Genomic DNA, 20178 nt, shown 5'->3' with positions numbered 1-20178 from the left:
CGTGAGCGTCGCATTCGAGGTGCAGGGCCTCGGGATCACCGAGCTGGCCGAGGAGTTCGGCACCCCGCTGTACCTGTACGACGGCGAGGAGATCACCACCCGCTTCCGGGGCCTGCGCGCGGCGCTGCACCCCGCGCTGGAGGTCTTCTACTCGCTGAAGGCCAACCCCAACATCTCGGTCTGCGCCCTGCTGCACAGCTGCGGTGCCCGCGCCGAGGTGTCCTCGCTGACCGAGCTGGTCACCGCCCAGCGGGCCGGGGTGCCCCCGCAGGACATCATCTTCCTCGGTCCCGGCAAGAGCCGCGCCGAGGTGGCCGCCTGCCTGGACCAGTCCATCCACGCGATCGTCTGCGAGTCGGTCGAGGAGCTGGGCCTGATCGACGAACTGGCGGGCGAGCGCGGCGTCACCGCACGGGTCGCGCTGCGGGTCAACCCGAGCTTCCAGGTGAAGGGCTCGGGCCTGACCATGGGCGGCAAGCCGCGCCAGTTCGGCACCGACGAGGAGCTGCTGCTGGCCGAGGGCAAGGGCCTGGCCGCACGCCACCCGCACGTGCGGCTGATGGGCGTCCAGGTCTACCTGGGCACCCGGATCCTGTCCGAGGAGTCGGTGGTGGAGAACACCCGGCGGATCCTCGACCTGGCCGAACGGCTGTCCGGCGAGCTGGACTTCCCGCTGGAGACGGTGGACGTCGGCGGCGGCCTCGGCATCGCCTACTTCGACAACGAGAAGGACCTCGACGTCGCCGTGCTGGCGGCCGGGCTCAACCCGCTGATCGAGGCCTTCACCGAACGGCACCCCGACACCCGGCTGATCATGGAGCTGGGCCGCTTCCTGGTCGCCGCCTCCGGCACCTACGTGACCAGGGTGCGCTACACCAAGACCTCGATGGGCGAGAACTTCGCGGTCACCGACGGCGGCACCAACCACCACATGGCGGCGGTCGGCATCGGCTCGTACGTCAAGCGCAACTTCCCGATGGCCGCGCTGGAGCGGATGGACGAGCCGGCCACCGAGCCGTGGCACATCACCGGTCCGCTGTGCACGCCCAACGACGTGATCGGCAAGAAGGTCCCGATGCCGCCGCTGCGGCCCGGCGAGCTGATCGGCGTGCAGCGCTCCGGCGCGTACGGGCCGACGGCCTCGCCGGTGCACTTCCTGAGCCACGGCTACCCGGCCGAGGTGCTCGTCCTGGACGGCCGGGCGCACCTGGTCCGCGAGCGCGACGACGTGGGCGCGCTGCTGGCCGGCCAGCGGCTGTACCGGTCGGCCGGGCAGGACGACTGATCCGCCGCCCACCGACCACCACGCCCCACCTCACCTCACCCCACCCCGGGCCGTCGACCGACGGCCCGGACCCACAGCGAGGAGCACCCATGAGCACCGCGACCGACCCCAAGTTCGTCGAGGCCGTCCGCAAGGGCCTCTCGGAGGTCCTCAACAAGGACGTGTCCGGCGCCGACGAGAACGTCCGCCTCTTCGACGAGCTGGGCCTGGACTCCAGCAGCGCGCTCGAACTGCTCATCACCATCGAGGAGATCCTCGACGTGCAGTTCGACGCCGACGAGCTGGACATGACCCACTTCGAGACGGTCGGCTCGCTGGCCGGCTTCGTCGCCGGGGAAGCGGGCGCCTGAGCATGTTCCGCGCGACCGCAGCCGTCCGGCGCCCGCACCCGGCCGGTCCGGCGGCCCTGCCCCGGCTGGTCCGGGCGGCCGGGTACGTCCCGACGGGCCGGAGCACGCCGTACCTGCCGGGGGACGCGCGGGAGGAGTTCTACCAGGAGCTCGGGGCACCGTACGGGGTGGACTTCGACCGCGACCGGTTCGCCGCCGGAGGGCGGCGCACCTCGGTGGAGCTGGCGTACGGCGCGCTGGACGCGCTCGGCCCGCCGGCCGCCGGGGAGGCCCCCGAGCTGGCGGTGATCGCCTACGCCGCACCGGACTTCGAGCACACCGAGCTGGTCGCCTCCTGCGTCCGGCGGCGACTGCCGGGCGGGCCGCTCGCCTTCGCGCTGTCCGACCAGGGCCGGCTGACACCGTTCAGCGCGCTCCGGGTGGCCGTGGAGTACGCCCGGCGGTGCGGCTGGTCGCGCCTGCTGCTGCTGGTCGTGGACCAGGGCACCCAGCCGTTCCCGCCGCCCGCCGGACCGTCCCCGGCCGAGCTGCGCGGCGACGCGGCCGTGGCGCTGCTGCTGCACTGGGAGGGCGGCGACCGGCCGCTGGGCGGCCAGGCCCAGGGGCGGCCCGGGCCCGAGCTGTTCGACCACTGGCCGGCGGACGCCGCCCTGGTGGCCGGCGCCGGTCTCGCCGACCTCACCGAACCGGTGCCGCCCACAGAGCTGCTGGCCGAAGGGGCGGCCGGTCGCCCGGCCACCGGCAGCTGGACCGCCCTGCTCGACGCCACCGCTCGCGCCGGTGCCGGCACCGACGCCGACGCGAGCGGCCGGCCGGTCGTGGTCGCCGACTACGACCGGGAGCGCGACGCCCTGGCCTACTGCACGCTCCACACGGGGGAGTTGAGACACTGTTGACCGTTCCGGCCGAAGTCATGGAGCACTGGCGGGAGGCGAGGGCGAGCGCGCGCAGCGACGGCCTCGTCCCCGCGCTCACCCTGCTGTCCCGCGCGCTCTCCCCCGGCGCACCGCCCCGCGGCCTGCGCGGCCACGCCGTGGTGCCGCGCGAACTCCTGGACGGGTACCCGGAGTCGGCGACCGGCGGCGGACAGCGCGGCCCGACCACCGAGGCCGGACCGCCCGACCCGATCCCCGACCCGACCCCCGGTCTGGCCGTCCTCCCGCCCGCCACCGCCCCGGCGCCCGCCCGCACCCGCCCGGGAGCGGACCCGCACGCCTGGGGCACCGGCCTGGCCTGGCTGCGGCTCGGCGCCTCCGAACGGCTACGGGAGGCCTGCGTCGCCTACCTCGCCGCCCGCACCGTCGAGGGCACCTCGCTGCTGCTCCAGCAACTGGTCAAGGGCGCCCTCGCCGACGCCCTGATCGAGCAGTTGGAGATCGGCGGTGTGCTGGACTCCCTGGCCGCCGACCACCACGAATCCGACGACGCCGACAGGGCAGACGCGGACCCGGGCGACGGAAGCCCGCTCGCCCCCGTCCGCCCACTGGACCCCCGTGCCCTCGCCCGGCTCCAGGCGCAGATCACCGAGGTGGACCGGGCCCTGCTGCGGCTGCTCGGCGCGCACGGCTTCACCGCCGAGGGGCCCGGCCGGGACGCCCACGCCTCCGAGCTGCTCGCCGACGTCTACTGCGGCTGGCCCGGCCCGGCGGAGCCCTTCGCCCCCGACCCCGAGGACGACCGCCTCCACGGGACCGCCCGCGAAGCCGCCGGGGAGGCACGGTGACCGCCCTGCCCGCCGCGCTCCGGACCGCGCACCGCCACATCCGCCACTGGGCCGACGACCTGCGGGCCGGCGCCCTGGAGCTGGACCGCGACCCGGAGGCCGTCCACCGCTACCTGGACCTGCCCGCCGTCCGCTTCCTGGCCGGCCACCTCACGCCCCCGGGCTGGGAGCGCGCGGGCACCGAGCCCGACAGCGGTCCCGCGCACGGCCTGGCCACCCTGGAGCGGGCGGTGCTGTGCGAGGAGCTGGCCCGCGGCGACGCCGGGATGATGCTCGGCGCCCCCGGCGCCTCGATGACCGGGGTGCTGCTGGGCGTGCTCGGCAGCCCCGCCCAGCGGGACTGGGTCCACGGCCGGCTCGCCGAACGCCCACGCTGGACCTGCTTCGCCCTGTCCGAACCGGACCGCGGCTCCGCCATCGGCGAGATGACCACCACGCTGACCCCGCTGGGCGACGGCTCGTACCGGCTGGACGGCGAGAAGCGCTACGTCGGCAACGGGGCCCGGGCCGACCTGGGCGCGGTCTTCGCCCGGGTCGCGGGCACCGAGCGGCTCGGCGTGCTGGCCGTCCTGGTGGACGCCGCCGACCCCGGCTACCGGGCCGAGCCGCTGCCCACCCTGGGCCTGCGCGGGGTGCAGCTCAGCCGGATCACCTTCGACCGGGTGCACATCCCGGCCGAGCGGGTGCTGGGCGCCCACCTGCCGCCGACCCGGCGCGGCATGTGGGGCATCGTCTCGGTCTTCAACCGGCTGCGGCCGACCGTCGCGGCGGTCGCCCTCGGCATCGCCCGGGCCGCGCACGACTACGTCGGCGAGAACCGCAAGGAGCTCTGCGGCGCGGAACGGGACGCCTACCAGGAGCTGGGCCGACGGATCGACGCCGCACGGCAGTTGACCTACCGGGCGGCGCTCGCGGTGGACCGCCGCCCCTCCGACGGCTACCTCGCCTCGGCGGCGAAGGCGCGCGCCTGCCAGGTGGCCGAGGAGGTCACCCTGCGGGCGCCCGGCTTCTTCGGCCCCGGCGCCCGGCTGGACCACCCCCTGCTGGACAAACTCGCCCGGGACGCCCGGGGCGTGGAGTTCATGGAGGGGACCAGGAACATCCAGAAGCTCAACCTCTTCCAGGGGCTGCACACCGGAAAGGTGGACCGGCTCTGAACAGAACCGGACCGGCTCCGCACGGGCCGGGACCGGCACCGATCCCGACGGGGGAAGCCGTCGGGATCTGGTGCATCCCGCTGTCCGGCGGTCCGCCCGTCGGACACCGTCCGGACCTCGCCGGGCTGGAGCGCCTGCTCGACCCGGAGGAGCGGGCCCGAGCCCGCAGCGCCCGACTGCCCGGGCTGCGGCGCCGCTTCGTGATCGCGCACGCCGCCACCCGGATCCTGCTCGGCGAGCGGCTGGGCCGCCCGCCGGAGCGGCTGCGCTTCACCCGCGGCCGCTGGGGCAAGCCGGCCGTCGCGGACTCGCCCGGACTGCACTTCAGCCTGTCCCACTCGGGGGAGCTGGCGCTGCTCGCGGTGGCCCCGCGACCTGTCGGGGTGGACCTCGAACTGCTCGGTTCCGGGCGGGACGTCGAACGGCTGTCCCGGCGGTTCTTCCCCGACCGGGAGCGGGAGTTGGTGGCCCGGGGCGGCCGTCCGGCGTTCGCCCGGCTGTGGACCAGGAAGGAGGCCTGCGTGAAGGCCTCCGGCGGGCGGCTCACCGAGGGCCTGGCGCTCCCGGTCGCCCACCCCGTGGGGCAGGCCACGGTGCACGCCCCGGCGCCGGGCGGGCTCGCCGGGCCGTGGCGGGTCGCCGACCTGCCGCTGCCACTGCCACTGCCACTGCCACTGCCACTGCCACTGCCAAGGGAACACGGACGGGGGCCGGAGCAGGAGCGGGAGGCGGAGGAGGAGGAGGAGGAGGAGGAGTACGCCGGGTCCGTCGCGCTGCTCGGCGACGGGCCCTTCGACGTCCGGTGGGGCGTGTGGTATCCAGGAGCACCCGCGGGATCCGGCCCGAAACCGCCCCGACAGGGTGTCAAGTAGAAGAAACTCCCCCTCGAATCGGCGTAGTTGTACCCGTGGTCGCGGGTCGGATCGTCACTAGATTTCCTCGGTAGGACGCACACCGCGCCGCACCGTACGGACCGGGCCCCGGTCCGGGGTCGGGCCGGTCGATCCCGCCGAGGAGGAGGGGAACGTGATCGTGGAAGGCAGGAACGTGATCACCAGGGCGGCTCGGTGGAGCGCGGTCCACCCCTGGTGGGCGATCGCGCTCTGGATGGCGTTCGTGGTCGGCGCGCTGGTGGTCGGCAGCCTCACCGGCACCAGGCAGGCGACCAACTCCGACCTCTCCATCGGCCAGTCCGGCCGGGCCGCCTCGATCGCCCGTGCGGGAGGCCTCCAGGAGCGCGCCGTGGAGAACCTCCTGGTCAGCTCCTGGGGCGGCGGGGCACTCGATCCGGTCCGGGCCCAGGCCGCCGTGGACGACGCCACCCAGGGCCTGCGCGGCCTCACCGGGATCGCCTCGATCGGCCGGCCGCAGCCGGCCCCGGACGGCTCCGCCCTGCTCGTCCCGGTCACCCTCGCCGGGGACCCGGAGACCGCGGCCGCCCGGGTGCAGCCGCTGCTCGACAGCGTCGCCCGGTCCCGGCAGGGGCACAGCGACCTGCGGATGGAGCTGGTCGGCGCCGGCTCGATCAAGGCCGGGCTGGACGACATGCTGAGCAAGGACCTCGGCAAGGCGACCGTGCTCAGCCTGCCGGTCACCCTGCTGTTGATGGTCTTCGTCTTCGGCGCGATCGTCGCCGCGAGCGTCCCGGTGGTGCTGGGACTGTCCGCGGTGCTCGCCGGGCTCGGGCTGTGGGGCGTCGCCTCCCAGGTCGTGCCCGACCCGGGGCCGGTGACCCAGTTCATCGTCCTGATGGGCATGGCGATCGGCGTCGACTACTCGCTGTTCTACCTCAAACGCCAGCGCGAGGAACGGGCGTTGGGGGCCAACAACATCGACGCGATCGAGATCGCGGCGGCCACCTCCGGGCACTCGGTGCTGGTCTCCGGCGTGGTGGTGCTGGTCTCGATGGGCGCGCTCTACCTCGCCGGGCACATCGCCTTCGAGTCGATGGCCACCGGCGCGGTGATCGTGGTCTCGATCGCCATCATCTCCTCGCTGACCGTGCTGCCGGCCATGCTGTCCCGGTTCGGCCGCTACCTGGACGCGCCCCGGGTGCCGCTGGTGTGGCGGCTCACCCAGAAGGGCGGGGTCAAGCCGCGGCTCTGGTCGACCATGCTCAGGCCCTCGCTGCGCCACCCGGTGATCGCCCTGGTGGCCTCGGTCACAGCGCTGCTGGTCCTCGCGCTGCCCGCGCTCGGGCTCAAGCTCAAGGCCACCGGGATCGACGACCTGCCCCGCTCCATCCCGGCGATGCAGTCCTACGAGCGGCTGACCCACTCCTTCCCGAGCCAGTCCGACACCCACACCGTGGCGGCCCGGGTCCCGCCCGGGCACAGCGCCGAACTCAGCGCTGCCGTACACGAACTGGTCCGTCGCACGCTCAAGGACGGGCTCTTCGTCCACGAGCCGGCGCCGGTGGTGCGGACCTCGGCGGACGGCACGGTCGCCACCGTGGCGATCGGCACCCAGTTCGACAGCGGCTCGGCACAGGCCCGGGCCTCGCTGGCCCGACTGCGCGAGGACCTCGCCCCGCAGACCCTCGGCACGGTCGAGGGCGCCCAGTTCGCGGTCGGCGGCAGCGACGTGGCGTACGACGTGGACTACCGGGCGAATGTGATGGACAAGATGCCGTGGGTGCTGGGGGTGGCGCTGGCGCTGACCTTCCTGGTGATGGCGTTCGCCTTCCGGTCGATCATCCTCGCGCTGATCACCGTGGCGCTGAACCTGCTCTCCACGGCGGCCTCCTTCGGCGTGCTCGCACTGATCTTCCAGCACACCTGGGCCGAGGACCTGCTGCACTTCGAGTCCACCGGCCGGGTGGTGGCCTGGATGCCGCTGATGCTGTTCGTGATCCTGCTCGGGCTCTCGATGGACTACCACGTCTTCGTGGTCAGCCGGATCCGGGAGGCGGCCCGCGGCGGGCTTTCGCTGCGGGAGGCGGTGGAGCAGGGCATCACCCGCACGGCCGGGGTGGTCACCAGCGCGGCGGCGGTGATGGTCTGCGTGTTCGCGCTGCTGGCCTCGCTGAACTACATCGAGATGAAGCAGCTGGGCGTGGGGATGGCCTGCGCGGTGCTGCTGGACGCGACGATGATCCGGATCGTGGTCCTGCCGGCGATGATCACCCTGCTCGGCTGGAAGACCTGGTGGCCCTCCCGGCTGGCCCGGCAGTCCGTCGCCAAGACCCCGCGGATGCCCGCGATCGTGGCCGCCGCGGCCGCCTCGACGGCGGCCCGCACGACGCTTCCGTGACCCCGCCCGACGTCGGCCCGTCCGGCGCCCGCACCGCGCCTCCCGACGGGCCGTAAGGCCCTCCGCAACACCTCAGACGACCCGTCCGACGACCCGTCCGCCACTCCGGCGACGGCTGCCACCACCGGCCCGACGGCCGGGCGGGCCCGCGCCCGCCCGGCCGTTTGGTGCGTGTACAGCGCCACCGGCCAAGCTCCGTAAGGGGTTTGACGCCAGCGTGCCAGCGGTGGTTTGTTACGGGAGTTGTAGAATCGCTAACGCGTTCGGCGGTGCGCGGACGCCCCCCGACGGGGGGCCGGCCACCGGCGGCGGGGCGCGCCACAAAATCGGGGGCGGTTGTCGGTGGTGGGTCAGCACAGTGACGGCGGCCTGACCTCGGCGCGCTGGCACGACGAACTCGCGCGGGTGCGGAACCTGTCGGGACGGGAGCGGCAGGTCTTCGACCTGATCGGGGCCGGGCACTCCAACCGCGGGATCGCCGACCGGCTGCACGTCACAGAACGCACCGTGAAGGCCCATGTGGCCAGCATCCTGGCGAAGTTGGGGGTCGAGTCCCGGTTGCAGGCCGGCCTGGTGGCCCAAGTCCACCAACTCATGTACGAAGGTACATGGCCGGACCGGCCACCGGTGTCCGATACTTGACCGGCGCGAATGATACCCGGGCTTTTCCCCCTTCTCGGTCCCCTTCAAACAAGCCGACCACTTGGAACGGTGGCGCCTATGAGGACTCAACGGACAAGCTCGTGGCTGGAGTTCACCGCTAGGGACGGGGAATTTGGTGCATATCTCCATACTGGGTCCACTACTGATCGGCGACGGTCAACGCACGGTGGGATTACGGGCGAAGAAGAACCGCGTCATGCTCACCATGCTCGCTCTGAACGCCGGTCAGGTGGTCGCCTTCGACGAACTGATCGACGAACTGTGGGGGGAGGCGCCGTTGAAGAACGCGCGCAACGCCCTTCAGGCCAACGTCAAACGCATGCGGAAGTCACTGGCCGAACTCGGCCTGGAAAGACCGGACCAGGAACTCATCCGGACCGTCGACAACGGCTACATGCTGACGGCCCCGGAGGAGGCGGTCGACGCGTACCGCTTCCTGAGAACGGCGGAGAAGGGCGCGGGGCTGGTCGAACACCGGCCGTACGAAGCGATGGACACCCTCCGGTCGGCGCTCGCGATGTGGCGCGGACCGGCCCTGCTGGACACCAGTGACGGGCCCTGGTGCCGAGCCGTGGCACTGCGGCTGGACGAACAGCGCAAGACCGCCCGCGAGGACCTGATCGCGGCGCAGCTGCAGGCGGGCGAGGCGGGCACGGTGGTCGCCGAACTCAAGCAGCTGCTCGCCCAGTACCCCGAACGGGAGCGGTTCAGCGAACAGTTGATGATCGCGCTGTACCGCTGCGGCCGCCAGTCGGAGGCAGTGGACATCTTCCACCGCACCCGCAAGTGGCTGGACGAGGAGCTGGGACTCAAGCCGAGCCGCCGGCTCCACCACCTGTACCAGGCGATCCTGATGCAGGACCCGTCGCTGTGACCCCGGGGTGAGGGCAGCTCACCCCGGGGCCACGGCGGCCACGCGGTCACCGAGGTAGCGGAGGCCGCGAGCGCACGGAGCCCGACGAGGGTCAGCGGAGGCGGCGCAGGGCGGCATCGGTGAGCGCACCGATCCGCCCGGCCGCCTCTTTGCCCAGCATCTCCTCGTGGCCGCACGGCACCCGGTGCACCGTGAGCGGGCCGCCCAGGTACGGCTTCCAGCGTTCGACGGCCACCGCGGTGCCGCTGTCCGCGCCGGTGCCGTCCTCGGCGTCCTCGGCGTCCTCGGCCCCCGTGGCGCCCGTGGCGACGAACAGCAGCAGCGGCCCGTCGAACCGCCCGGGGGTGAACTCCCGGGCGATGTCGGTGTGGTGGCGCATCACGACCATCAGCCGGTCCAGCTCCGCCTCCTCGATGCCCGTGCCGGCGGCGTGGTGGGCCAGGAAGGCGGCGCGGATCTCCTCGTCGGTCGGGTTCGGGTCGCCCGGGTACACCGGCTGCACGTCCAGCGCCGCCAGGAAGGCCACCGGCTCGCCCGCCGCGCGCAGTTGCACGGCGAGCTCGTGCGCGACCAGCCCGCCGAAGGACCAGCCCAGCAGGTGGTACGGGCCGTGCGGCTGCACCGCCCGGATCCGGGCCAGGTACTCGGCGGCCAACTCCTTTACGCCGACGGGCTTGCGCCATTGCCCGGCGGGCGCCGCGATGCCGTCGGACTGCAGCGCGTGGACCGGCCGGTCCGGATCCAGGTGCGCCGCCAGCTCGGCGTACGGCAGGCCGAAGCCGACCCCGCCGTGCACGCAGAACAGCGGCTCGGCGCTGCCGCCGGGCCGGATCGCCAGCACCGGCTCCAGCAGCGCCGCCGGAAGCCGCCCGGCCCCGGCCCCGCCCCCGACCGGTCCGGGCGCGGCGGGCCGGGCGACGGCGGCCAGCGCGGCCACCGTCTTGTGGGTGAACACATCGGCCAACGACAGGGTCAGCCCGGCCTTGGCGGCCCGGCCGACGATCTGCACCGAGCGCAGGCTGTCACCGCCGAGCGCGAAGAAGTCCCCGTCCGCGTCGACCCGTTCGAGCCCGAGCACCTCACCGAAGACGGCCGCCAAGGCCTGCTCGGCGGGCGTGCCCGGCGGACGCCCCGACGGCGCCGGGTCCGAGACCGCCCCCGGCTCCGGCAGGGCGCCGACGTCCAGCTTGCCGTTGGCGGTCAGCGGCAGCGCGGGCAGCGTCACCAGGGCGGCCGGCACCATGTGCGCGGGCAGCGACTCGCCGAGGAAGGCGCGCAGCACCGGCCCGTCCACGGCGGCCACCCCGGGCAGCGGCACCACGTAGCCGACCAGCTGCGGGACCCCGGTCCGGGTCGGGCGGACCCGCACCGCCGCCTGCACCACCACCGGGTGCCGGGCCAGCGCGGCCTCGATCTCGCCGAGCTCGATCCGGAAGCCGCGCAGCTTGACCTGGTGGTCCGCCCGGCCGACGTGCTCCAGGGTGCCGTCGGCCCGTCGGCGGACCAGGTCCCCGGTGCGGTACATCCGGGTGCCGGGCGGGCCGTACGGGTCCGCGACGAAGCGCTCGGCGGTGGTCACCGGGCGGCCCGGGTAGCCCCGGGCCAGGCCGGCCCCGGCGAGGTACAGCTCGCCGGTGACGCCGACCGGCGAGGGGGTCAGCGCCGCGTCCAGCACGTACGCCCGGTGACCGCCCAGCGGGCGGCCGATCGGCGGGCGGCCGTCCCCGGGGCGCAGCCGTCCGCTCCAGGTGGCGCAGACCGAGGCCTCGGTCGGGCCGTAGGCGTTGCGCAGGTCGAGCCGCCCGGCGAGCCGGTCGACCAGGGCGGGCGGGCAGGCCTCGCCGCCGACCGCGAGCAGCAGTCCGGCGGGCAGCGGTGCGTCGTCCGGCAGGCCGGCCGCGACGGTGGGCGGCAGGATCGCGTGGTCGACCCGGTGCTCGGCCAGCAGTGCGGCCAGCTGCTCCCCGGAGAGCCGGCTCTCGTCAGTGGCGAACACCAGGGTGCCGCCGGTGCACAGCGAGGCGCCCAGCTCCCACACCGTGGCGTCGAAGCTGAACGAGGCGAACTGCAGCACCCGGCGGCCGGGCCCGAGCAGCCGGTGCAGCTCGGCGACCAGGTTGACCGCCCCGGAGTGCGGCACCGCGACGCCCTTGGGAAGGCCGGTGGAGCCCGAGGTGTAGATCAGGTACGCGGTGTCCTGCGGGGTGAGCGGCCTGGTGCGGTCGGCGTCGCCGGGGTCGGTGTCCGGGCTCCCGGCCAGTTCGGCCAGCGTCCCGGGGGCGTCCAGCAGGAGCGGGGTGACGCCCTCGGGCAGTGTCACGCCCTCGGCGGCCAGCACCTGGACGGGCGCCGCGTCGCCGAGCATGTGGGCGATCCGCTCGGCCGGGTACTGCGGGTCCACCGGGAGGTAGGCGGCGCCGGTCTTGAGCACCGCCAGCAGGGCGACGACCAGCTGCGGGGAGCGCGGCAGGGCGAGCGCCACCACGTCGCCGGGGCCGATCCGGCGGGCCAGCAGCAGGTGGGCCAGCCGGTTGGCCCGGACGTTCAGCCCGCGGTGGTCCAGGCGCAGGGTGTCCGGCCCGGCCGGGACGGCGTCGGGGGCGATCAGCGCCGGGCGGTCCGGGTGCCGGGCGGCGGCGTGCTCCAGCAGCGCGGGCAGGGTGCCGGCGCCCGGCACCACCGGCGGGGCCGGCGGGGTGTCGCCCTGCGCGAGCAGGGCGTGCCGCTCCTCGGCGGTGAGCAGCTCCAGGGCGCTGAGCGGGGCGTCCGGGGTGCGGGCGGCGGAGTCCAGCAGGGTGGCCAGCGAGCGCACCAGCCGGTCGGCGGTGTCGGCGGTGAAGAGGTCCTCGCGGTACTCCAGCAGGAGGTCCAGCCCGGCCGGGGCGCCGTCCGGGGCGGTGTGCTCGCGGACCTGGAAGGACAGGTCGAACTTGGCGGTGGTGGTGTCGATCGGCAGCACCTCGGCGGTCAGCCCGGGCATCGGCGGCAGCGGCGCCCCGGGGCCGCCGGGGGCCCGGCCGCCGGGGACCTGCCCGCCGTCGGAGTCGGAGCTCTCGAAGGCGCCGGAGCTCTCGAAGGCGCCGGAGCTCTCGAAGGCCAGCACCACCTGGAACAGCGGCTGGCGGCCCATCGAGCGGACCGGGTTGAGCTCCTCGACCAGGTGCTCGAAGGGCAGTTCGGCGTGGGCGAAGGCGGTCAGGTCGGTCTCCCGGACCCGCCCGAGCAGCGCCCGGAAGGCCGGGTCGCCGGAGGTGTCGGTGCGCAGCACCAGGGTGTTGACGAAGAAGCCGACCAGCTCCTGGACGGCCTCCTCGCTGCGCCCGGCCACCGGGCTGCCGAGCGGGATGTCGGTGCCCGCGCCGAGCCGGGTGAGCAGGGCGGCCAGCCCCGCCTGGACGGCCATGAAGGTGCTGGCGCCGCCGCCCCGGGCGAGCTCGGAGAGCCGGGCGTGCGCGGCGGCGGGCAGCGCGCAGCGGACCTCGCCGCCGCGGTGGCCGGCCCGGGCCGGGCGGGGGAAGTCCGCGGGCAGCTCCAGCTCCTCCGGGATGCCCGCCAACTCCTTCCGCCAGTGGGCGAGTTCGGCGTGGGCCAGGCTGTCCGGGTCGTTCTTGGAGCCGAGCAGGGCGCGCTGCCACAGCGCGTGGTCGGCGTACTGCACCGGCAGTGGCGGACGGTCCGGCGCCCGGCCCTCGGAGCGGGCCCGGTAGGCCTCGGCCAGGTCGCGCACCAGCGGGCCGAGCGACCAGCCGTCGGCGGCGATGTGGTGCACGGTCAGCAGCAGCGCGTGGTCCTCCGGGCCGAGGACGAACAGCCGCGACCGCAGCGGCACGTGGGCGGAGAGCAGGAAGGGCCGGGCCGCCTCGGCGGCCAGCGCGGCGGGCAGCCCGTCCGGGTCCGTCTCCACCGACTCCAGCCCGCCGCCCGCCGGTTCGGCCTCGGCGGCGGTCAGCACCAGCTGCGCGGGCCGCCCGTCCGCCTCCGCGAAGACGGTGCGCAGGCTCTCGTGGCGCTCCAGCACGTCCCGGACGGCGGCGGCAAGGGCGGCCCGGTCCAGCGGGCCGGTCAGTCGGACGGCCAGCGGGATGTTGTAGGCGCCGGTCGGGCCGTCCATCCGGTCCAGGAACCACAGCCGCTCCTGGGCGAAGGACAGCGGCACGGTGGCGGGCCGCCCGGCGGCGCCCAGCACCGGCCGGGCGGAGGCCGTACCCGCCGTACCCGCCGTACCCGCCGCACCGGCCGCACCCGCCGCACCCGCCGCACCCGCCGCCGCGGGCTCCTCGGCGGCGGCCAGGGCGCGGGCCAGGCCCTCGGCCGTCCGGGCGTCGAACAGCGCCCGCAGCGGGACGTCCGCCCCGAGCGCGGCGCGCAGCCGGTTGACCACCCGGGTCGCGGAGAGCGAGTGCCCGCCGAGCGCGAAGAAGTCGTCGTCCGCGCCGACCCGCTCCAGCCCGAGGACCTCGGCGAACACCGCGCAGAGCAGCTCCTCGCGCTCCCCCACCGGCGGGCGCCCGCCGCCCGAGCGCTCCTCCGGCGGGGCGGGCAGGGCCTTGCGGTCGACCTTGCCGTTGGGGGTCAGCGGCAGCTCGTCCAGGGCGACGTACCCGGCCGGCAGCATGTGCGCGGGCAGCACCGCCGCCGCCCGCTCGCGCAGCCCGTCGCGGTCGACCCCGGCCGGCACCACGTAGGCGATCAGCCGGGTGTCCCCCGCCCGGTCGGTGCGGGCCGTGACGACGGCCCGCCGCACCCCCGGCTGGGCGGCCAGCACCGACTCGATCTCGCCCAGCTCGATCCGGTGGCCGCGGACCTTCACCTGGAAGTCGCTGCGCCCGGCGTACTCCAGCGCCCGGCCGGCGGCGTCCCAACGGACGATGTCGCCGGTGCGGTACATCCGGGTGCCGGGCGGGCCGTACGGGTCGGCGGTGAAACGCTCGGCGGTCAGGCCGGGGCGGCCCAGGTAGCCGCGGGCGAGGCCGGCGCCGGCCAGGTAGAGCTCCCCGAAGGTGCCGTCCGGGACCGGCCGCAGCGCGCCGTCCAGCACGTAGGCCCGGGTGTTGGCGATCGGGGTGCCGATCGGCGGCGGGCCGGACGGGTCCGCGGTCAGGGTGGCGGCCGTGGACCAGACGGTGGTCTCGGTCGGCCCGTAGACGTTGGTCACCGAGGCGCAGTGCGCGGTGAGGGCGCGGGCCAGCGGCTCGGGCAGCGCCTCGCCGCCGACCAGGGCGCGCAGCCCGGCCAGGCGCGGGGCGTGCTCGGCGGCGAGCGACTGCCACAGGCTCGGGGTGGCCTGGAGGACGGTGGCGCCGAGGCCGGTGACCGCCTCGGCCAGGGCGGCCGGGTCGCGGACGGTCTCCCGGTCGGCGAGCAGGAGTTCGGCGCCGGTGGCGAGCGGGACGAACAGCTCCAGGTTGGCGATGTCGAAGCCGAAGGTGGTGACGGCGAGCAGCCGGTCGGCCGGGGTGACGGCGAAGCGCCGGGCCATGTCCCGGACCAGGTTGACCAGCGCGGCGTGCGGCACCACGACGCCCTTGGGGCGGCCGGTGGAGCCCGAGGTGTAGATGACGTACGCGGGGTGGCCGCCGTCCGGCTCCGGCGGCGCACCGCGCCCGGCCGCCACCGCGGGGAGGCCGTCCGGGTCGTCCAGGACCCACAACGTGCTTCCCCCGGGCATCAGTTCGCGCACCCGGCGGTGGGTCAGGGTGACCACCGGGGCGGCGTCGGCGAGCATGTAGTGCAGCCGCTCCACCGGGTAGTCCGGGTCCAGCGGCAGGTAGGCGGCGCCGGTCCGGAGGACGGCCAGGGCGGCCACCACGAGGTCCACCGAGCGGTCCAGGGCGATCGCCACCACCCGCTCCGGGCCCGCCCCGGCGGCGCTCAGCCGATCGGCCAACTCCTCGGCCCGCCGGTGCAGTTCGCGGTAGCTCAGGCGCTGTCCGGCGCACCGCAGGGCGGGCGCGTCCGGGGTGCGGGCGGCCTGCTCGGCCAGCAGCGGGGCGAGCCAACGGCCGGGCGGCGCGGTCGCGGTGGCGTTGCGGCGCTCGACGATCCGGGTCCGTTCGGCCCCGTCCAGCACGTCCAGGCGCCCGCAGGGCCGGTCCGGCGCGGCCACCGCGGCGGCCAGCAGCCGGGCGAAGCGCCGCCCGATCAGCTCGGCCTCGGCGGCGTCGACCAGGGTGGGCAGGTGGTTCACGGCGAGGCCGAAGGGCGTGCCGGGGAAGACGGTGAGGGTGACCGGGAAGTCGGTGGCCGAGCGGATGTCGACGCCGGTCACCCGGGGGCCGTCGCCCTGGTCCAGCCGCAGACTGCCCATCGGGTAGTTCTGGAACATCAGCGCGGTGTCGAAGAGTTCGCCGCGGACGGCGGTGAGCTGCTGCACCTCGGCCAGGGTCAGGTGCTCGTGCGGCAGCAGCTCGGCCTGGGCGTGCTGGACGGCGGCGAACAGCTCGGCCGGGGTGCGCGCCGGGTCGACGTCCACCCGGACCGGCAGCGTGTTGGCGAACAGCCCGACCATCCGCTCGACGTCCGGGAGCCCGGCCGGGCGGCCGGAGCTGACCGCGCCGAACACCACGGTGTCCTGGCCGGTCAGCCGGGACAGCAGCAGCGCCCAGCAGCCCTGCACCACCGCGTTGACGGTCAGGCCGCGCGAGCGGGCGAAGCCGGTCAGCGCCTCCGACACGGCGGGGTCGAGGTCCAGCTGGACGGACCGCGGCAGCGCGTCCGCCCCCGCGCCCCGGGTACGGCCGGCCGGCACCAGCCGGGTCGGCTCGGTCACCCCGGCCAGCGCCGCGCTCCAGGCGGCACGGGCGGCGGCCCGGTCCTGGGCGCCGAGCCAGGCCAGGTGGGCGGGGTAGCGGGCGGCGGGCTCCAGGGCGGCGGGCTCCAGGGCAGCCCCCGGCTCGCCCCCCGCCCGGGCCAGTTCGGCCAGTTCGCCGAGCAGGGTGACCATCGACCAGCCGTCCAGCAGGATGTGGTGGACGGTCCACAGCAGCCGGCACCGCCCGTCCCCGGCACGGGCCAGGGTGAGCCGGTGCAGCGGCGGCCGGGCGAGGTCGAAGCGGCGCAGCCGGTCCTCCTCGGCCAGCCGCTCGAACCCGGCGTCCGCCTCCGCCCCGGCGCCGGCCACCGCGACCTCCCGCCAGGGCAGCGCGACCGTGGTCGGGACCACCTGGATCGCCTCGCCGTTCTTGCGCGTCCGGAAGCACGCTTTGAGGTTCGGGTGCCGCTCCAGCAGCGTGCCCGCCGCAGTGCGCAGCGCCGCCGCCCCGGCGTCGGTCAGCTCCTCGAAGTCGAGCACCAGCTGAATGGTGTAGACGTCCGTCCCCGCGCGGTCGTACTCCGAGAGAAAGAGCAGTCCCTGTTGCAGCGGCGAGAGCGGAAGGACTTCACTGATGGCGGACGGCCGATTCAAACCGGGCTCCTCACGGAAGGCCCGCACAAGTGCGGTGCGAGTGCGGTGCACGTACGGAATAACAAACGTTTTCCGATCGCGCTGACGGGCAACTGACCGGCAACTGACGGACGGCTGACGCACCCCGTCGAGCTGTGCCGATGCCCGGACCGGCGGGGGCCGTCAGCAATCCGTCAGCACTGCGTCAGCGCGCGGCGGGAGGCTGGCCGCCGAGGCTAATTCGTCACCGAAGGCCAGGAGTCTCCGTGCCGGTCATTTCCGCGTCGCACGAATTCGAGGTCAGCGACCTCTTCGTGAATCTTCAGCCGATCTTCGGGCACCGTCTCTTCCTGAAAGTGGAGGGATTCAACTTCGCCGGTTCCATCAAGCTGAAGGCGGCCCGGGAAATGGTCGCCCGGGCCGAGGCGGCCGGCCTGCTGGGGCCCGGCTCGACCCTGGTGGAGTCCTCGTCCGGGAACATGGGCGTGGCGCTGAGCGTGCTCGCCGCGGCGCGCGGCTACGGGTTCGTCTGCGTCACCGACTCCCGCTGCAACGAGGCCACCCGGCAGATCATGGAGTCCTACGGCACCGAGGTGCACGTGATCACCGAGCCGCACCCGACCGAGGGCTTCCTCGGCGCGCGGATCCGGCACGTCCGGGCGCTGCTGGCCGAGGACGAGCGGCGGGTCTGGCTCAACCAGTACCTCAGCCCGGGCAACTGGATGGCCCACTACCGCACCACCGCGCCCGCCATCGCCCGTCAGTTCCCGGATCTGACCGTGCTGTTCGTCGGCGCGGGCACCACCGGCACCCTGATGGGCTGCGCCCGGTACTTCCGGGAGCGGCGGCCCTCCGTGCGGGTGGTCCCGGTGGACAGCGTCGGCTCGGTCACCTTCGGCGCCCCGCCGGCCACCCGGCACATCCCCGGCCTGGGCACCAGCGTGCGCCCGCCGCTGCTGGACGACTCGCTGGTGGACCACCCGGTCCACGTCGAGGAGCGCGACACCGTGCGCACCTGCCGGGAACTGATGCGCGGCGGCTTCCTGTTCGGCGGTTCCACCGGTACCGCGGTGAGCGGGGCGCTGCGCTGGCTGGACGAGCACCACGGGGACGGCGCGGGCGGCGTGCGCGAGCGGGTGACGGCCGTGACCATCGCGCCGGACCTCGGCGAGCGCTACCTGGACACCGTCTACCGCGACGAGTGGGTGGCCCGCTCGATCGGGCCGGAGGGCCTGCTGCCGGGCGTCGACCGCACGGGGCTCGGCGTCGGCGCCGGGCTGCACGCGGTGACCGGCTGAGCCGGGTCCGGGGTTCCGAAGGTTCCGAGAGTTGCCAGAGATTTCGAAGCGGCTGAGGCGAGGATGACGGAGAACGAAGCAACGACGACGAACCCGGGTGCCGTGCTGCCGCTCACCGCGGCGCAGGCCGAGATCTGGTTCGACGAGCAGTTCGCCGCCGGGCCGCTGGCCTACAACATGGCGGACTACATCGACCTGCACGGATCGCTCGACCCGGACCGGCTCGCGCTGGCCCTCGGGCGCCTGGGCCACGAGGCCGAGGGGCTGCGGGTGCAGTTCGTCGAGGAGGACGGCGGGCCCGGCCAGATCATCCGCCCGCTCGCTCAACTCCCCCTGAAGCGGCTGGACTTCGCCGACCACCCCGATCCACTGGCGGCCGCCGAGCAGTGGATGCGGACGGACCACGCCGACCCGATCAAGATCACCGACTTCCCGCTGTTCCGCGGCGCGCTGATCCGGCTCGGCCCCGACCGGCACCTGCTCTACCTGTGCATGCACCACATCCTGTCGGACGGCTTCAGCCGCGGGCTGCTCTACCCCAAGCTCTCCGGCCTCTACGGCCGGCTCGGCGACGCAACCGGTGCCAAGGCCGACGGGGCCGACGGGATCGACGGGCCCGAACCGGCCGCCGAGGCGATGCCGCCGTTCCACCACCTGCTGGACGCCGAGCGCCGGTACCTGGACTCCAAGATGGTCGGCAAGGACCGCGACTACTGGACCGACCGCCTCACCTCCGACCGGCACGGCCCGCTGCCCGAACTGGTCTCGCTCTCCGAGCAGGAGCCGGCCCCCGCCCGGGTCGCCCTGCGCGAGACCGCCCGGCTCTCCCCGGAGACCACCGCCGCGCTGCACGCCCTCGCCCAGGACGGCAAGGTCACCCTGCCGGTGCTGATGGTCGCCGCGATGGCCGCCTACACCCAGCGGGCCACCGGCGTCGCCGCGCCGCTGCTCACCCTGCCGGTCACCGGCCGGGTCGGCGCGGTCAGCCGCGCGATCCCCGGCATGCTCGCCAACTACCTGCCGCTGGCCGTCCCGGTCCGCCCGGAGCTGACCCGCACCGAGCTGCTGCGCGCGGCCTGGCGCGAGGTCGCCCGCGCACTGCAGCACCAGCGCTACCGCGGCGACCGGATCCGCCGGGACATCGGCCTGCGGATCGACGACCAGCGCGCCTTCGGCCCGTTCATCAACGTGCTCGACCAGGACCCCGAGCTGGCCTTCGGCCCGGGCTGCCGGGGCGTGGTGGTCAACCTCTCCACCGGCATCGTCAAGGACCTCATCCTGACCGTCCTCAACGCCGCCGACGGCACCGTGGACCTCCACCTCGACGGCAACCCCGAGCTCTACACCGGCACCGAACTCGCCACCCACCTGGCCCGGTTCACGACCTTCCTGGACACCCTCGCCACCATGCCCGCCGACCGCCCGCTCGGCCGGGTCGGCCTGGGCGCGAGCGGCGAGCCGCTCGGGCTGCTCGGCGACCGGGCTACCACGACCGCACCCGACCAGGGCCTGGTCGACCGGGTGCGCGTCGTCGCGGCCGAACGGCCCGACGCGGTGGCGGTCCGGGACGGCCGCGAACAGGTCGACTACCGCGGGCTGCTCGCCCGGGCCGCCGGAGCGGCCGCCCGGCTGTCCGCCGCCGGAGCGGGCCGCGGCTCGGTCGTGGCGATGCTCGCCGAACCCGGAGTGCCCTTCCTGGCCGGGCTGCTGGCCGTCCAGGCGGTCGGCGCCGCCTACCTGCCGCTGGACCCGGCCGCGCCGGCCGCCCGCAACGCCGCCCTGCTGGCCGACAGCGGCGCCGCCCACCTGCTGCTCGGGGCGGGCTGCGAGATCCCGGAGGCCGCCGGGGTCACCGTCCTGCCGCTGGCCGACCCCTCCGACGCCGACGGCACCACCGAACTCCCCTCCCTGGGCGGCGGATCGGACCTCGCGTACGTGATGTTCACCTCCGGCTCCACCGGCAGGCCCAAGGGCGCCATGGTCCAGCGCTCGGGAATGATGAACCACCTCTGGGCCAAGGTCCGGGACCTCGACCTGGCCGCCGGCCAGACCGTCGTCCAGAACGCGCCACTGACCTTCGACGTCTCGGTCTGGCAACTGCTCGCCCCCCTGATCGTCGGCGGCACCGTCCGAATCGCCGGGACACAGACCGCCGCCGACCCGAGCGCGCTGTTCGCACTGGTCCAGGCGGA

At 74.8% G+C, this 20178-nt stretch carries 12 protein-coding genes; 11 read left to right on the top strand and 1 reads right to left on the bottom strand.

The genetic code is table 11. The features are described 5' to 3' along the window. The first annotated feature begins 1 nt into the window (after position 1). The 9 genes from ABTY61_RS31340 to ABTY61_RS31300 all read left to right on the top strand — a co-directional run bounded on the left by ABTY61_RS31340 (position 2) and on the right by ABTY61_RS31300 (position 9304). Positions 2–1285 carry a type III PLP-dependent enzyme gene (locus ABTY61_RS31340; RefSeq protein WP_350508496.1) on the top strand — a complete coding sequence of 428 codons (1284 nt, stop codon included), beginning with the start codon at positions 2–4 and terminating at the stop codon, positions 1283–1285. An 89-nt stretch (positions 1286–1374) separates the two neighbouring features. Further along, positions 1375–1635: an acyl carrier protein gene (locus tag ABTY61_RS31335; protein ID WP_350508495.1), complete on the top strand. Its 261-nt coding sequence runs from the start codon at positions 1375–1377 to the stop codon at positions 1633–1635. 2 nt (positions 1636–1637) lie between these two features. Next, positions 1638–2531: a hypothetical protein gene (locus tag ABTY61_RS31330; RefSeq protein WP_350508494.1), complete on the top strand. Its 894-nt coding sequence runs from the start codon at positions 1638–1640 to the stop codon at positions 2529–2531. Continuing rightward, on the top strand, positions 2528–3358 hold the full coding sequence (locus tag ABTY61_RS31325; protein ID WP_350508493.1) for a hypothetical protein: 831 nt from the start codon (positions 2528–2530) through the stop codon (positions 3356–3358). The genes ABTY61_RS31330 and ABTY61_RS31325 overlap by 4 nt, the downstream gene beginning before the upstream one ends. Then, on the top strand, positions 3355–4515 hold the full coding sequence (locus ABTY61_RS31320; RefSeq protein ID WP_350508492.1) for an acyl-CoA dehydrogenase family protein: 1161 nt from the start codon (positions 3355–3357) through the stop codon (positions 4513–4515). The genes ABTY61_RS31325 and ABTY61_RS31320 overlap by 4 nt, the downstream gene beginning before the upstream one ends. 200 nt (positions 4516–4715) lie before the next feature. Further along, entirely contained in the window at positions 4716–5387 is a 672-nt protein-coding gene (locus ABTY61_RS31315) for a 4'-phosphopantetheinyl transferase family protein (protein ID WP_350508491.1), read from the top strand. Positions 5388–5541: 154 nt separating this feature from the next. Continuing rightward, positions 5542–7767 carry an MMPL family transporter gene (locus ABTY61_RS31310; protein ID WP_350508490.1) on the top strand — a complete coding sequence of 742 codons (2226 nt, stop codon included), beginning with the start codon at positions 5542–5544 and terminating at the stop codon, positions 7765–7767. A 345-nt stretch (positions 7768–8112) separates the two neighbouring features. Further along, a complete protein-coding gene (locus ABTY61_RS31305) occupies positions 8113–8409 on the top strand; it encodes a helix-turn-helix domain-containing protein (RefSeq protein ID WP_350508489.1) in 297 nt (98 codons plus the stop codon). Positions 8410–8545: 136 nt separating this feature from the next. Next, the gene (locus tag ABTY61_RS31300) at positions 8546–9304 is read left to right on the top strand and encodes an AfsR/SARP family transcriptional regulator (protein ID WP_350508488.1); all 759 of its coding nucleotides are present in this window, start codon (positions 8546–8548) and stop codon (positions 9302–9304) included. Positions 9305–9395: 91 nt separating this feature from the next. Here the strand turns inward: ABTY61_RS31300 and ABTY61_RS31295 are convergent, their stop codons facing one another. Further along, on the bottom strand, positions 9396–16709 hold the full coding sequence (locus tag ABTY61_RS31295) for a non-ribosomal peptide synthetase (protein WP_350508487.1): 7314 nt from the start codon (positions 16707–16709) through the stop codon (positions 9396–9398). Between the two features lie 245 nt (positions 16710–16954). Here ABTY61_RS31295 and sbnA point away from each other — a divergent pair, with 245 nt between their 5' ends. Continuing rightward, entirely contained in the window at positions 16955–17986 is a 1032-nt protein-coding gene (gene sbnA / locus ABTY61_RS31290; RefSeq protein ID WP_350508486.1) for a 2,3-diaminopropionate biosynthesis protein SbnA, read from the top strand. A gap of 63 nt (positions 17987–18049) precedes the next feature. Beyond that, on the top strand, positions 18050–20178 hold a 2129-nt coding region (locus tag ABTY61_RS31285; RefSeq protein WP_350508485.1), incomplete at its 3' end, for a condensation domain-containing protein.

The organism is Kitasatospora sp. NPDC096128 (assembly GCF_040303105.1).
Lineage (GTDB): Bacteria > Actinomycetota > Actinomycetes > Streptomycetales > Streptomycetaceae > Kitasatospora.
This window is presented reverse-complemented; position numbering and strand designations above follow the sequence as displayed.

What these genes read in the sequence shown, in the direction of transcription:
- ABTY61_RS31335 (WP_350508495.1), top strand. Translation starts at nt 1,375, where the DNA reads ATGAGCACCGCGACCGACCCCAAGTTCGTCGAGGCCGTCCGCAAGGGC.
- ABTY61_RS31330 (WP_350508494.1), top strand. Translation starts at nt 1,638, where the DNA reads ATGTTCCGCGCGACCGCAGCCGTCCGGCGCCCGCACCCGGCCGGTCCG.